General features: G+C 69.2%; 11 protein-coding genes. 3 read left to right on the forward strand and 8 right to left on the reverse strand.

Annotated elements, in window-relative coordinates:
- Positions 1–13: 13 nt before the first annotated feature.
- Positions 14–1,624: a benzoylformate decarboxylase gene (gene mdlC, locus AC5RTY_RS11265; RefSeq protein WP_494127816.1), complete on the reverse strand. Its 1,611-nt coding sequence runs from the start codon at positions 1,622–1,624 to the stop codon at positions 14–16.
- 248 nt (positions 1,625–1,872) lie between these two features.
- Between mdlC and AC5RTY_RS11270 the strand changes: the two genes are divergently transcribed.
- A complete protein-coding gene (locus AC5RTY_RS11270; RefSeq protein WP_494013174.1) occupies positions 1,873–2,166 on the forward strand; it encodes an antibiotic biosynthesis monooxygenase family protein in 294 nt (97 codons plus the stop codon).
- Positions 2,167–2,195: 29 nt separating this feature from the next.
- On the opposite strand, the gene AC5RTY_RS11275 is transcribed toward AC5RTY_RS11270, so the two are convergent.
- Positions 2,196–3,392 (reverse strand): MFS transporter, encoded by a 1,197-nt coding sequence (locus AC5RTY_RS11275; RefSeq protein WP_494127817.1) that lies wholly within the window; start codon positions 3,390–3,392, stop codon positions 2,196–2,198.
- A gap of 174 nt (positions 3,393–3,566) precedes the next feature.
- Here AC5RTY_RS11275 and AC5RTY_RS11280 point away from each other — a divergent pair, with 174 nt between their 5' ends.
- Entirely contained in the window at positions 3,567–4,451 is an 885-nt protein-coding gene (locus AC5RTY_RS11280) for a DNA-formamidopyrimidine glycosylase family protein (protein ID WP_494127818.1), read from the forward strand.
- A gap of 114 nt (positions 4,452–4,565) precedes the next feature.
- Positions 4,566–4,973, forward strand: a complete 408-nt coding sequence (locus AC5RTY_RS11285) for a VOC family protein (protein ID WP_494127819.1) — start codon at positions 4,566–4,568, stop codon at positions 4,971–4,973.
- Positions 4,974–5,073: 100 nt separating this feature from the next.
- On the opposite strand, the gene AC5RTY_RS11290 is transcribed toward AC5RTY_RS11285, so the two are convergent.
- The 6 genes from AC5RTY_RS11290 to AC5RTY_RS11315 all read right to left on the reverse strand — a co-directional run bounded on the left by AC5RTY_RS11290 (position 5,074) and on the right by AC5RTY_RS11315 (position 13,641).
- Positions 5,074–6,714, reverse strand: coding sequence for a GMC family oxidoreductase (locus AC5RTY_RS11290; RefSeq protein ID WP_494127820.1), 1,641 nt, complete (start codon positions 6,712–6,714; stop codon positions 5,074–5,076).
- Positions 6,714–8,210 (reverse strand): aldehyde dehydrogenase family protein, encoded by a 1,497-nt coding sequence (locus AC5RTY_RS11295; RefSeq protein ID WP_494024730.1) that lies wholly within the window; start codon positions 8,208–8,210, stop codon positions 6,714–6,716. The genes AC5RTY_RS11290 and AC5RTY_RS11295 overlap by 1 nt, the downstream gene beginning before the upstream one ends.
- A complete protein-coding gene (gene betT, locus AC5RTY_RS11300) occupies positions 8,207–10,438 on the reverse strand; it encodes a choline BCCT transporter BetT (RefSeq protein ID WP_494024729.1) in 2,232 nt (743 codons plus the stop codon). The genes AC5RTY_RS11295 and betT overlap by 4 nt, the downstream gene beginning before the upstream one ends.
- Before the next feature lie 229 nt (positions 10,439–10,667).
- Positions 10,668–11,306, reverse strand: a complete 639-nt coding sequence (locus tag AC5RTY_RS11305) for a hypothetical protein (RefSeq protein WP_494139559.1) — start codon at positions 11,304–11,306, stop codon at positions 10,668–10,670.
- Positions 11,303–13,276: an alpha/beta hydrolase gene (locus tag AC5RTY_RS11310; protein ID WP_494127822.1), complete on the reverse strand. Its 1,974-nt coding sequence runs from the start codon at positions 13,274–13,276 to the stop codon at positions 11,303–11,305. Before AC5RTY_RS11310 ends, AC5RTY_RS11305 begins: the two co-directional genes overlap by 4 nt.
- Positions 13,273–13,641, reverse strand: a complete 369-nt coding sequence (locus tag AC5RTY_RS11315) for a hypothetical protein (RefSeq protein ID WP_494127823.1) — start codon at positions 13,639–13,641, stop codon at positions 13,273–13,275. Before AC5RTY_RS11315 ends, AC5RTY_RS11310 begins: the two co-directional genes overlap by 4 nt.
- Positions 13,642–13,751 lie beyond the last annotated feature (110 nt).

Consider the following 13,751-nt stretch of genomic DNA (forward strand, 5'->3'; position numbering starts at 1 on the left):
GGCCTACGGCGATTCAGCCGGTAACCACCTGTGCGTCGATGAGGACGGGGCCGCTGGCGGCGAGTGCCTTTTGGTAGGCGGCTTCGAATTCTTCGCGGGTGCTGGTGCGTTCGGCCGGGACGCCGTAGCCCTCGGCGATGGAGACGAAGTCGATGCCGCCGAGCTTCAGGCCGGGGACGTCGGGCACGCCCATGCGTTGGGCGAAGCCGGCGAGGGCGCCGTAGCCGGAGTTGTTGACGATGACGAACACGGTCCGCGTCTGCCGGCGGGCCGCGGTGTAGAGGGCGGTGATGCCGTAGTTGGCGGAGCCGTCGCCCACGGTCGCGACGATGGTCTTCTCCGGGGCGCCCAGGGACATGCCCACGGCTGCGGGCAGGCCGAAGCCCAGCCCGCCGGAGGCGGGGAAGTGGTACATGCCCGGGCGGTCGATGGCGATGCGTTCCAGGTAGTCCAGGTCCAGGGTGGTGGTCTCGTTGACGTAGGCGACGGTGTCGTTGACGTGGGTGTTAAGGAGTTCGAGGATTTCGGTGCCGGTCATGCCGTCCGGCGAGGTCTTGGCCGCCGGCAGCTCCCGGGTGCCCGGCTCACCGCGCCGCTGGCCCCGGTCCCTCACGCCGGCGGCCAGTGCCTTGGCCGCGCCTGCCACGTCGGCGACGACGGACCGGCCGAACGGCGCCCGGGTCGCCTCGCGCGGGTCCTGGGTCAGCTGGATGACGCGGGTGCCGGGCTCGAGGTAGTTGCTCGGCTCCCAGCGGTGGTACCGGAAGACGGCGGCGCCGAGGACCAGCACGACGTCGTGGCCGGCGAGCCGGTCGCGCACGGACTGGATGCCCGGGACCAGGACCGCTTGGAAGTTCGGGTGGGTGGTCGGGAACGGGCCCCGCGAGGGGGAGGGGGCGACGTAGACGGAGGCGTCGGCCTTCTCCGCCAGGGACACGACGGCGTCGAACACGGCCGGGTCCTCGACCGCGGCGGTGTCCACCTGCGGGCCGACGACCAGGGCCGGGTTCTTCGCGCCGTCGATCGCGTTGATCAGTTCCCGGGCAAGGTCCTCGCTGAGGCCGCCGGCGGTGGTGACCGAGCGCTCGGTGAGCAGGGCGTCGTCGTCGAGCGCGGACTCGGCCCAGTCATCGAGGGGGACCGAGACGTAGACCGGTCCGCGGGGCTGGGCGCAGGTTTCGAATACGGCCTGGGACAGGGCGCGCGGCACGTCGGCGGCGGCCAGCGGCTCGTGCGAGTACTTGACCAGCGGGGCCGGCAGGGCAGCGGCGTCGGCGCTGGCGAGCATCACTTCCTGGCCGACGGTTCGGCGGACCTGCTGGCCGGCGAGGATGACCATCGGGATGTGCCCGTAGTGGGCGTTGGTCAGGGCGCCCATGGCGTTGCCCGATCCGGAGGCGGCATGCAGGTTCACCAGCGCGGGCCGGCCCGTGGCACGGGCGTAGCCCTCGGCCATGCCCACGACCACCTGCTCGTGCAATCCGAGAACGAAGTCGAAGTCCCCGCCAAGGCCGGCGAGGAACGGGAGCTCGTTCGACCCGGGATTGCCGAAAATCGTGGTCATCCCGTGGGCGCGGAACAGCTCCAGCGTCGCCTCGAGAACCGTCTTCCTCTTGCCCGTCACTTCTGCTCCTCCAACTTCGCGAACCCGGCGGTCTCGGTACCGTGACCGGCCCCGCCGGCCCGACGTCGTGCCCTTGGACGCAGCCTAGGTGCAGCGAATCACTAAATCCAACAGTCGCCGGTTTCCCGGAAAGCCTGCTCCCGCCGTCAGCAGCGGTCATGTGCAGCCGAGCGGCAACGCGACGTCCCGGACGCGATAGCGTGGACTCCTGATGGTCCGGGCGGTTCGGACCCGAAAGGAGCAGCATCGTGTCCATCGTCGTCATTAACGCGCTCAAGGTCCCCGAGGGCTCGGGTACAGAATTGGAGGCGCGCTTCGCCGCACGCAAGCACGCCGTCGACTCCGCTCCGGGGTTCGAGGGCTTCCAGCTGCTGCGTCCGGTCGCGGGCGAAGAGCGCTACTTCGTGTACACCCAATGGGCCACCCGTGAGGACTTCGAGAACTGGCGCGACAACCGTGCGCCGCGGGATCACGGCTCGAAGACCCCCGTGGCCAGTGGGTCGGAGCTGCTCGAGTTCGAGGTTGTTGAGCTCGCCGACTGACAACAGTGGTTGGCCAGCCGCGCTCCGGGTCACAGGACTTGCGGCTGGCGCATCCGGACAAGTCCCGTGATGCCGCCGAGTACGAGGAGGCCCGCGGCCAGGGCGGCCAGCACAACGGGCGGCAAGGTCCCGTAAGCCACTCCAAAGCCGGCGGACCCCAGCGCCTGTCCGATGGCCAGTGCGATGAAGAGCCACGAAGTCCCTGCTCCGGCACTCTGAGGCCAAACGCTGCGCGCCCAGAGAATGAGCACGCCGGACAGGCTCATGTAGCCGGCACCGAAAACGGCCATGCCGGCATAAGCGACCCAAGTGCTGCCGGAGGCTACCGATATTGAGACTCCTAAGCTGGCGACGGCCAGGACGCTGGCAGAAAAGCACCATGCGGCCCGCAGGCCCATGCGCCTGGCCAAGGCTCCCGTGAGTACGCCGAGGACCCCGCCCAGGCCCAAGGCGATCCACAGCCATCCGGCCTGAGCGGCAGCAACGGAACCGGCTTCCGTAACCAGCAACGGTCCAAACGTCCAGATCAAGGCCGAGCCGGCTCCTGCAATGACCGCGGCCGCGGCCGGGACGAGGAGAAGGTGCCCCGGTCCATGGCGACGTTCGGGGCTCGAAGCCGCTGCAGCGGCTGGGAGGCCAGAGGTACCCGGATCAGCACGAGCCCGGACGGGATACCACGCCGCGACCGCCGCCGCCGCGCAGACCAGCGCCATGAGCACCCATGCCCCGGCAATCGAAGCGGCCATTGAGGCGACCATGCCGGCTCCCACCACGCCGACCGCCGTTCCCGAGTTCACCAGGGACTGTGCTGTCGCACTGGTGCGGCGTGCAACGAGCGCGTCGATAACCGGCACCAATGCGGGCGAGGCGAAGCCCCCGCCCATGCCGCCGACGAATACAGCCGCCACGAACATGCCCGGAGCTGAGGCGACAGCCACCCCCAAGCAGCCGACGGCGGCAGTGCCTCCGGCGAGAAGAAGTCCGGCCCGAGGAGCGCGGTCGACGAAGCGGGCGGCCGCCACGGCGGCTATCGAATAGGAGGTGAACTGTGCAGCCGCAGCCCATCCCAGCACCTCGGTAAGTTCCGGCCGCTGTGCGGCCAAGAGCGGGGCGAAGAGGCCGACCCCGAACCGGGCCATGCCATACGTGGCCGCGATCAACAGCATTCCGGCCAGCGCCACGCCAAGGCCGGAGCCGGCTCGACGACCCACCGTGATTCTGCCCATGGTCCGGCACCTCCCAGCACATAACGCCCGTTACACCAGAGCGAGCGTTACACAGATGGTAACCGACCGTCTGGGCGCGGCTCGCGCAGGAAGCCGGGCGCCCCGACCCGGACGCCGTCGCGGCCCGGTGCAACCCGCCCGGTCATAGGAGCAAGCTTCCGTTATCGTTAGGGCATGCCCGAGATGCCGGAAGTGCAGGGACTCGTCGACTTCCTGCGGCTTAAGCTCCTCCCGCCCGACGCCCCGCCCGCCCAGGTGGCCAAGGTGGAGGTGTTGTCCTTCTCCGTGCTGAAAACGGCGGACGTGCCGCCGGAGACGATGGGAGCCGAGCCGGTGTCCGCGGTCTCGCGCCGCGGCAAGTTCATCGTCATCACCGCCGGGCAGACGCACCTGGTGATGCATCTGGCCAAGGCCGGGTGGCTCCGCTGGTCGGATGCCCTGAAGCCCGAACCCCTGCGGCCCGGCAAGGGTCCCATTGCGCTGCGCGTGCGGTTTGTCGCGGCTGATGGCGCCGGTCAGCCCGGGTTCGACCTGACCGAAGCGGGGACCAAGAAATCACTGGCCGCCTACGTGGTCAAGGACCCAATGGATGTTCCGGGCATCGCCCGCCTGGGACCTGACGCGCTCGACGTCGACCTAGCGGCGTTCGCGCGGATGCTCGCCTCCCACTCGGGACAGATTAAGGGCCTGCTGCGGGACCAGTCGGCGATCGCGGGCATCGGGAACGCCTACAGCGACGAGATCCTGCACGCGGCGAAGCTCTCCCCGTTCGCCAACGCCTCGAAGCTGGATGCAGAGGACGTGGAGCGCCTGTTTTGGGCGATGCACCAGGTGCTCGAGTCGGCCATCGCTCACGCCTCCGGCCGTCCGGCCAGTGAGCTGAAGGATTCCAAGCGCAAGGCCATGCGCGTGCACGCTCGCACCGGCGAGCCCTGCCCGGTGTGCGGGGACACGGTCCGGGAGGTGTCGTTCGCGGATTCCTCGCTGCAGTACTGTCCCAGCTGCCAGACCGGCGGGAAGCTGTTGGCGGACCGGCGGATGTCCAAGTTTCTCAAGTAAACCCCCCGCCGTCCGGTGGTGCATGCCGTAGATATTCTGGTGTGTTCCTGATGGACGGTTCCTCCGACCGCGGTAAGTTCAAAGGTTCGACGCGTACTGCGGGAAAGAGGGTGCATGGTCACTGAACCATACGAGGCAAAACCTCGAGCCACTGACTTTGGTTTCGGATTGCACCACGTTCAGCTCGCACTTCCGCCGGGTGGTGAGGATGATTGCCGTAAGTTTTACGTCGAAGTCCTTGGGCTCACGGAGGTTCAAAAGCCGCCGGTATTGGCTGCGCGTGGTGGGCTGTGGGTGCGCGCCGATAACTTAGAGATTCATCTGGGAGTCGAGGAGAATTTCCGTTCTCAGCGGAAGGCTCATCCCGGAATCCTCGTTCGGGATATCGATGCACTGACCCGGCGAATAGAAGCTCATGGGCATGCTCCCGAGTGGGATGACAACTTCCCGGGAATGCGCCGGTTCTACCTGTGGGACAACAACGGAAATCGGCTCGAGTTCCTCTCGCCTCATAGCGGGTAGAAGAGCAGAGGGTGGCGGAAGCAGTGTTTGCTTCCGCCACCCGCTGTCGTCTGGGCGACCACCGGCGCCGCCTATTTCCTCAGGGGGAAGGCGGTAGCGATCAGGCGTGCGCCGCGCCGGCGCCGGCCGCCGCCGTCGTTGTTTCCGCGGCCAAGCTGCCGCGGATGAGGTCGGCGCAGCGTTCGCCGATCATCATCACGGTCAGGTTGGGGTTGACCGTCACGTGCTCGGGCATGACCGAGGCGTCAGCCACGCGCAGGCCGGTGACGCCCTTGACCCGCAGCTCGGGGTCCAGCGGCGACATGACGTCGTCCACCGGGCCCATGCGGACGGTGCCGACCGGGTGGTAGACGGTGTTGTGCGTCTTGCGGATGTAGTCCTGCAGCTCCTCGTCCGTCTGCGCATCGATGCCCGGCGAGAGCTCGCGGCCGGCCCACGGGGCCATGGCCGGCTGCGCGGCGATCTCGCGGGCCTTGCGGATGCCGGCGACCATCACGCGCATGTCGTGGCCCTCGGGGTCGGTGAAGTACCGGGGGTCGACCATCGGCTTGTCGCGGAAGTCGCGGCTGCGCAGCCGGACGGTGCCGCGGGAGCGGGCGTGCGTGACGTTCGGGGTGAGGCTGAAGCCGTTCTCCGTAGTGGGGTAGCCGTGCCGCAGGGTGTTCATGTCGAACGGCACCGAACCGTAGTGCATCATCAGGTCGGGGCGGTCCAGCCCCTCCTCGGTGGGCGTGAAGATGCCGATCTCCCACCACTGGGTGGATTCGGTGACCATCGGCTGCTTCGCCTCGAACTGGACCACTCCCTCGGGATGGTCCTGCAGGTGTTCGCCGACGCCGGGGGAGTCGACCAGGACCTCGATGCCGTGCTCCGCGAGGTGTGCGGCCGGCCCGATGCCGGAGAGCATCAGCAGCTTCGGCGAATCGATGGCGCCGGTGGACAGCACTACCTCGCGCCGCGCGGACAGCGTGTGTGTGCGGCCGAAGGCATTGTCCACGATCTCGACGCCGGTGCAGCGCTTGTCCGCGTCGATCACCAGCCGGCGGGCGCGCAGGCCGGTCAGCAGGGTGAAGTTCTCCCGCTCGATGATCGGGTGGATGTAGGACACCGAACTGGAGGAGCGGGTGCCGTCGGCCCGGCGGTTGATCTGGAAGAAGTTGGCGCCGTTGACCACGGTGGTGCCGTCGTTGAAGGTGGCCCGCGGGATGCCGGCCTGTTCGCAGGCATCCAGCAGCGCGACGCCGGTCGGGTCGGCCGGCGGGACGTTCATGACGTGCACGGGGCCGGAGTCGCCGTGGTGCGGGGCGTCCGGGCCGGCGTCCTCGTTGGTCTCCAGCCGCTTGTACAGCGGCCAGGCCGCCTCGGCGTTCCAGCCGGTGACGCCGTGCTTGGACTCCCACTCGTCCAGGTCCTCGCGCGGGGCCCAGAAGGCGATGCAGGAGTTGTGGCTCGAGCAGCCGCCCATGACCTTCGCGCGCGAGTGGCGCATGAAGGAGTTGCCGTTCTCCTGCGGCTCGATCGGGTAGTCCCAGTCGTAGCCGGACTCGAGCAGCTCCATCCACCGGTCCAGCTGCAGGACCTCGGGCACGCCCCGGTCGTCCGGGCCGGCCTCGACCAGCGCCACGGACACCGCAGGGTGTTCGCTCAGGCGTGCGGCGACGGCGGCGCCGGCGGATCCACCGCCGACGACGATGTAGTCGAATTCCCGGTCGACGAGGTTCTCGACGTTGTCGATGTGCATCAGTTCTCCTTGCCGTGGTCAGCGAACCAGCCGGTCACCTGCGGGCTGGTGTTCTGGTAGATGTGCTTGGCTTCCTGGTACTCGGCCAAACCGGTGGGGCCGAGCTCGCGGCCGACGCCGGACTGGCCGAAGCCGCCCCACTCGGCCTGCGGGAGGTAGGGGTGGAAGTCGTTGATCCAGATAGTGCCGTGACGCAGCCGGCCGGCAACGCGCTGGGCCTTGCCTGCGTCCTGGGTCCAGACGGCTCCGGCCAGGCCGTAGATCGTGTCGTTGGCGGTGGCCACTGCCTCATCCTCGTCGCGGAACGTCTCCACGGTCACCACCGGGCCGAAGGCTTCGTCCACGACCACGGACATCCCCCGCTCCACGCGGTCCAGGACGGTGGGCAGGTAGTAGAACCCGTCGTCGTACTCGGGGCCCTCGGGGGCGGCGCCGCCGCAGCGCAGCCGCGCGCCCTCTTCCACGCCGCGCTTCACGTAGGCGTCCACCTTCTCCCGGTGTGCCGCCGAAATCAGCGGCCCGGTTTCCGCGGCCTCGTCGAACGGGCCGCCCAGGCGGATGCCCTCGGCGCGGCGGACGAGCTCGTCGACGAAGCGCTCCGCGATCGACTCTTCGACCAGCAGGCGCGCGCCCGCGGAGCAGACCTGCCCGGAGTGGACGAAGGCCGCGTTCAGGGCGTTGTCCACGGCGGCGTCGAAGTCGGCGTCGGCGAACACCACGTTCGGGTTCTTGCCGCCGAGTTCCAGCGCCACCTTCTTCACGGTGCCGGCGGCGGCCGCCGCGACCACCTTGCCGGTCACCAGGCCGCCGGTGAAGGAGACAAGGTCGACGTCGGGGTGTTCGGAGAGCGGTGCGCCCGCCTCCGCGCCGGGGCCGGTTACCAGGTTCGCGACGCCGTCGGGCAGGCCCAGGTCCTTGAGCAGTTCCATGGCCAGGATGGCCGTGGACGGGGTGAGCTCGGCGGGCTTGAGCACGAAGGTGCAGCCGGCGGCCAGCGCGGGCGCGATCTTCCAGGCGGCCTGCAGCAGCGGGTAGTTCCAGGGCGTGATCATGCCGCAGACGCCCACCGGCTCGTGGACAATCCGGCTGACGACGGCGGGGTCCCCGGCGTCGACCACGCGGCCGGCTTGCTGCGAGGCGATCTTGCCGAAGTACTCGAAGGAGGCGGCGATGTCGTCCATGTCCATGCGGCTTTCGACGATCCGCTTGCCGGTGTCCAGCGACTCGGCGCGGGCGAACTCCTCGCGGCGCTCCCGCAGGCCTGCGGCGACCTTGAGCAGGAAGTCGCCACGCTCGGGCGCCGGCACGGCCGCCCACACGCCGGAGTCGAAGGCGGCGCGGGCCGCGGCGATGGCCCGCTCGGTGTCGGCACGGCCGGCCTCGGACACGGTGGCAACGACCCGGCCGTCGGCCGGATTGCGGATCTCGCGCACCGCGCCGTCGGCGGCCGGCTCCCAAGCGCCGTTGATGAACAGGGTGGAGGCGGTAGTGGTCATGGTGTCTCCTTCGAAAGTGCGGCGACGGGTTCTGGGACGGCGGCGACGGGTTCGTCGACGGTGTCGTAATCGGTTTCCCAGTCCGCCTTGGGCGGGACGTTTTCGGCGGCGGTGCTGTAGGGCAGCGTCGCGCGGTGCTGGTGCAGGAACTCGAGGTGCACCTCGTAGTGGTCCAGCACGTCGGCGATGACCTCGTCCTTGCTGTACCCCATGAGGTCGTAGCCGTGGCTGCCCTCGAGCGAGAACACCTCGATGCGGTAGTACTTGCCGCCGGCGGCGGAGGAGCGCGCATAGGACGGGACGTCGTTCTGCACCGGATAGATCTGGTACTTGAAGGTGCGTTCGCCGTCGAGCTCCACGCAAAGGTCCGCGGTGTCGATCCCGAAGGCATCGACGGTGCTGGTCTTCAGCGTGGCCTCCAGCCCGCGGGCGGCGAGGTCGGTGCGGACGTCGTTGAGCGCGGGCATGGCGACCTCGGCCACGAAGCGCTGGGCCTGCCGACGGCCCGGGTAGTTCATGGCCCGGGCCAGGCGCTGGCGCCAGCCGCGGCGTCCGTCCGCCCCGTGCGGCACGTTAGTGCGGGAGTTCAGCACGGAGTGGAGGCCGGCCTGGTAGCTGTCCGCGAGGGCCGTTTCCAGCCGCAGCGCCTTGTAGAGGCCGAGCATGATGAAGACCAGCACCACCGAGAACGGCAGGCCCATGATGACGGTGGCGCTTTGCAGCGTGGGCACCCCGCCCACCAGCAGCATGGCCAGGGTCAGCAGGCCGGTGGCGACTGACCAGAAAACGCGCAGCCACTTGGGGCCGTCTGAATCGGCGTCCTTGAGGTAGGAGGTGAAGTTGCTCATCACCAGGGCACCCGAATCGGCGCTGGTGACGTAGAACAGCAGCCCGGTGAAGGTGGCGATCGCGGCGCTGAGCGGGGCCATCGGGTACTGCTCGAGCAGACCGTAGAAGGCCCGCTCCGGCTGGCTCATGGCCACCTCGCCGAACGCTGCATTGCCGCCCATCACGATCTCGAGGGCGCTGTTGCCGAAGATGGAGATCCACAGCAGGATGAAGGCAAACGGCACCACCAGCACCCCGACGACGAACTCGCGCAGCGTGCGTCCGCGCGAGATGCGCGCCAGGAACAGGCCCACGAAGGGAGCCCAGGCGATCCACCAGGCCCAGAAGAACAGCGTCCAGCCGTTCAGCCACTCGTCGGGCCGGTCGTAGGCGAAGGTGTCCAGCGCCATCGACGGGAAGCGGGAGAGCGTGTCGCCGATGTTGGTCACGATCCCGTCCAGCAGGAACCGGGTGGAGCCGGTAATCAGGATGAAGACCATCAGGGCGATCGCCAGGACGACGTTGAGCTCGGACAGCCGGCGGATGCCCTTTTCGATCCCGGTGAGCACCGAGATGGTCGCCATCAGCACCGCCACGGCGATCAGGGCGATCTGCACCACCGTGTTCTCCGGGATGCCGAACTGGAAGCTCAGGCCGTAGTTGAGCTGGGCGACGCCGATGCCCAGGCTGGTCGCAATGCCGAAGATGGTGCCGAGCATGGCCGCAATATCGACGGCGTGGCCCACCGGCCCGTGGATCCGCTTGCCGAGGATCGGGTAGAGCGCCGAGCGGATGCTGAGCGGCAGGTTGTGCCGGAAGGCAAAGTAGCCCAGGGCCAGCCCCATCAGGGCGTAGAGGCCCCAGCCGAGGATGCCGTAGTGGAACAGGGTCCAGACCACGGCCTGCCGGGCGGCCTCGACCGTGGAGCCGTCGCCCGTCGGCGGTGCCAGATACTGAGTGACCGGCTCCGCGACCGAGAAGAACATCAGGTCGATACCGATGCCCGCGGCGAAGAGCATCGCCGTCCAGGTGAAGAGGTTGAAGGTGGGGCGCGAATGGTCGGGCCCCAACCGGGTCTTGCCCACGCGGGAGAGCGCCACGAAGAGGACGAAGGCCAGGACGGCGACGACGATCAGCGAGTACCACCAGCCGAAGGTCTCGCCCACCCACGCGACGGCGGTGCCGATCACTGCGTCGGCCGATTCGCGGTCCAGGATGGCCCACAGCGCGATGCCGAGGACGCCCGCCGCGGAGCCGATGAAGACGGTCCAGTTGACCCGCGTCCGCGGCTCGACGGCGGCGCTGCCGGTGGGCGGCTCCGGTGGGGCGGTGCCGGGGACGGGGCGGTTACTGTCTTCGCCGTTGAGCTTAGGCTCGTCAGATTCGGGCGGCGTACTCATATCGGTCTCGTACCTCGCATCGTAGGAGTGCTGGTCGCGGTCTCGCTGTTGTCTTGGCCGGGTGAGGGCAACTCTCGACGCTAGCAAGAGCAGGAATTTACCCGCATGCGCGCGTATAGCACATGAACTAAGTGAGGAGTATCACCTCATGAAGTGGCGAGGTTCACGTCGATTGCCCCGCGTGTTCTGTTTACGGGAGGTCAGTGGGGCGCCACCAGAAGGGAATGCGTCAGGCGCCGTCGTCGTAATACTGGCTGTTCGTCCCGAACTCCGGATCCTGCTCGGAGCGGATCATGCGGTGGTCTTCGGGGTGGTCAAGGCAGGGGCTGGTGAAGGAGAGGACGACGGCGCCCACGCCGCCGGCAACGTGGTGCGCGGCGGTGGCGCCGAGGTCGCCGTTCCGGAAGTAGAGGGTGCGCACGTCGCCGGTTTCGGCGGTGGCCTCGTTCTTTTGCTCCCAGCCATGTGCGGTCAGGTAGCCGGCGGCGGCGTCGAGGGCTGCGTTGGCCTGGTCCGCGTCCGCTACCTTGCCGGTGGCCCGGGCGATCCAGGCGGTCTGGGTCTGCGGTTGTGCGTCCTCGGGGCGCAGGCAGGTTTGTTCGCGCAGCAGGCTGACCTTCAGGTCGGCGGCGGTGGATGCCTCGGCGATCGCCTGGGGGAGCAGTTGCTCGAGCTGGCGGCCGTAGTCCTGGGACGTCGGTTGTATCTCCTGTGACTGGTTCTCCTGCGGCATGGCGCAGCCTCCTAGAATGACGGCGGAAAGGGTGGAAGTCGCGGTGAGGGCGGCTGCGAAGCCGGGGCGCCGCCGTCGTTCTTCGCCGCGCGGGCGGGCCGGGCGGTGCCAGGGGGAGCGAGCCCGCATGTTCATTTCTCCAGACTTTCGACCGTCACGGTTTCAAGGTTGCCATATGCGTAGTCCTCGGGATCCTGCTTGAGCGGGCTGGTGATCAGCGGGCCGTAGGGGGAGTAGGTTTGCTGGATTCGGTCCTCGACAAACGTGCTGACGCTGGTGCCTTCGACGACGCCCTGGATGTTGGTGGCCGAGGTGGAGCCCGGCCAGAAGTAGTCGGTGTGCCCGTCCATCAGCGAGCCGGGGTCCTCCGGTCTCAGGAAGCCGGTCTCGAGCCGGACCGGGTCCATGGCGGTGGGGCTGCCGCCGCGCCAGAACGACGCGCCGTGGTAGCCGCCGCCGAGCATCTGGGCGGCGCTGATGGGGTCGTCGCGGGTTTGCAGCCAGTAGCGGTGGGCCTCGGGGTTGGCGGTGTCCTCGGGGCTGCCCACGTTGTGCCCGGTGCCGGCCGGTGCGACGTAGACGATGTTGGTGGAATCCAGGCCCTCGCGTTCGGCGGTGCCCAGCAGCGAGCCGCCGGCGCTGTAGCCGATGTACGTGGTGCGGGCGTCGGGCCGGGTCTCGAGGTCGAGGGCGTGGTCGAAGGCGGCCAGCAGGGGCCCGCCCCGCTCGTTGAACGAGGTGGTGATGTTGTCGGGGACCTCATCCGGCAAGTCGGTGCCCTGCCAGTAGAAGGAGACCGTGCCGGCGGGCGGTTCGCCGTTCACCGCGTCGAACCGGGCCGAGTAGGCCTCCAGCTGACCCAGGTCGGCGCCGGTGCCCGGGACCAGGGCGGCCACGGTCCTGGTGTCCGGCGTCAGGGTGCCGTTCATGGTGACGATCCGGCCGTCGCCGTCCAGGCTAACCAGGACCACCTGGGAGTGATGGCCGACGGCGTAGTCCAGTCCCGTCCTGAGCGTTGCCAGCCGGTCGTGTTCGGCCTGCCAGGTGTCGAGGTCGGCGGCGTACTGCCGGTAGGCCCGCTGGTAGACCATCCGCGGGTGGCCTTGCTGATTGCCCGCGGCCGCGACGTAGTCGCTGAGGTCGGGCTGTGGGCCCAGCTGTGCCTGCCGGGTCGCCACGGTTTCGCGGTAGCCGGCGGCGGTGATGGCGTTGGCCCGGATCCGGCCGGCGAAGGGGATGCCGTTCAGGCCCCCGAACACCGCCGGGTAGAGCAGCAGCAGCCGTTCCTGTTCGGCCGGCGCCAGGGTGAGCCAGGCCTCGCGGATTCCCGCGATCCCGCCCTCGGTCAGCGCGGCGTCGCCGGCCATCGCCTCCGCCATGGCGGCCTCGGACGAGCCGGGCATCCGCCACGCGGGGAGCTTGTGGGCCGCCAGCAGGGCGGCACCCTCGGGGTTGGCCGCGGCCCAGGCCCGCAGTTCCTCGTCGGTGAGCCCGGCCAGCGACGGCAGGTACGACTCCGGCGTCAGCGGGCCGAACCGCTCGTCGAGCCCGCTGGTGAAGTGGGCCCACGGCGGGGAGGACGGCCCGGCGGCCAGCAGCGGGGTGGGCGGCAGCGAGTCGACGGTGCCGCCGATGGCCCGCAGGGCGGCGGCGGTTTCCGCGGTCAGCGCCTGCCAGTCGGCCCGCAGGGAGCGGACGCGTCCGTTGAAGGCCTCCGCCCGCTGCTCCGCTTGGTCCGCCTCGTCGCCCTCCTGCGAGTCCGCGCCGTTCAGCGCCCTGGCCAGGCCGGGGCGTGCCGCCGCGAGTTCTTCGGACTCCGCCTGCAGTGCCCGGCCGGAGGCGACGAAGACCGTGACGGCTTCCCGGGCAGCGGCCAGCGCCGCAGTCCATTCCCGCATGGGTCCGTCCAGCTCATTCAGGGCGGAGTGGACCTCCAGTTCGGTGTCCGGTTGCTGATAGGCAAAGCTCAGCCCGGCCCACGCCGCACCGGCGTCGACCAGGTAATTTGCCGCGGACTCGGCGCGCAGGGACATCTCCCGGACCGCATCGCCCAGCCGGTCCCAGGGGACGTTGATCTCCGGGACGCTGCCCAGTCGCACCGTCACGGCTGCGGCACCGGCCCGAAGCCGCGCGGGGCAAGGACGGTCGAGTGGTCGGCGTTCAGGGACTCGGCGAAGGCTGCGGCTTCGGCGGACATCCGCCCGTCGGCCTCGACGAACAGCTCCGCGGTTTCGGCCACGACCCGCGACTTGTTGTACACGAGGCCGGCAATCCGGTGGCCCACGTCCCGCCGCGGCGACCAGAACCCCGCGAACGCGTCGGCTACGTCCGTGGCACTGCCGAACAACGACGCCGCCTCGTCGCCTGCCGCCGCCGTGTCGCCTGCCGCCTTGTCCAGCGACTGGCCGTCCGCGGCCACGTCCACCAGGATCATGTGGAGCTGCCTCGGATTGATCCGCCAGCTGCCCATCCCGCCGCCCTCCCCCGCTTAACCGTTTCCCTCACACTGTTGCATGCGGCACCGCAGAACTGAATGGGGACGACTACCCATGGTTTATCGATTTGGCACTTCCGGCGGGT

This window comes from Arthrobacter sp. Y3224055, from assembly GCF_059090825.1.

Coding starts and splice junctions, on each gene's coding strand:
- AC5RTY_RS11285 (WP_494127819.1), top strand. CDS start 4,566: ATGGTCACTGAACCATACGAGGCAAAACCTCGAGCCACTGACTTTGGT.
- betT (WP_494024729.1), bottom strand. CDS start 10,438: ATGAGTACGCCGCCCGAATCTGACGAGCCTAAGCTCAACGGCGAAGAC.
- AC5RTY_RS11275 (WP_494127817.1), bottom strand. CDS start 3,392: ATGGGCAGAATCACGGTGGGTCGTCGAGCCGGCTCCGGCCTTGGCGTG.
- AC5RTY_RS11315 (WP_494127823.1), bottom strand. CDS start 13,641: ATGGGCAGCTGGCGGATCAATCCGAGGCAGCTCCACATGATCCTGGTG.
- AC5RTY_RS11280 (WP_494127818.1), top strand. CDS start 3,567: ATGCCCGAGATGCCGGAAGTGCAGGGACTCGTCGACTTCCTGCGGCTT.
- AC5RTY_RS11305 (WP_494139559.1), bottom strand. CDS start 11,306: ATGAACATGCGGGCTCGCTCCCCCTGGCACCGCCCGGCCCGCCCGCGC.
- AC5RTY_RS11290 (WP_494127820.1), bottom strand. CDS start 6,714: ATGCACATCGACAACGTCGAGAACCTCGTCGACCGGGAATTCGACTAC.
- AC5RTY_RS11295 (WP_494024730.1), bottom strand. CDS start 8,210: ATGACCACTACCGCCTCCACCCTGTTCATCAACGGCGCTTGGGAGCCG.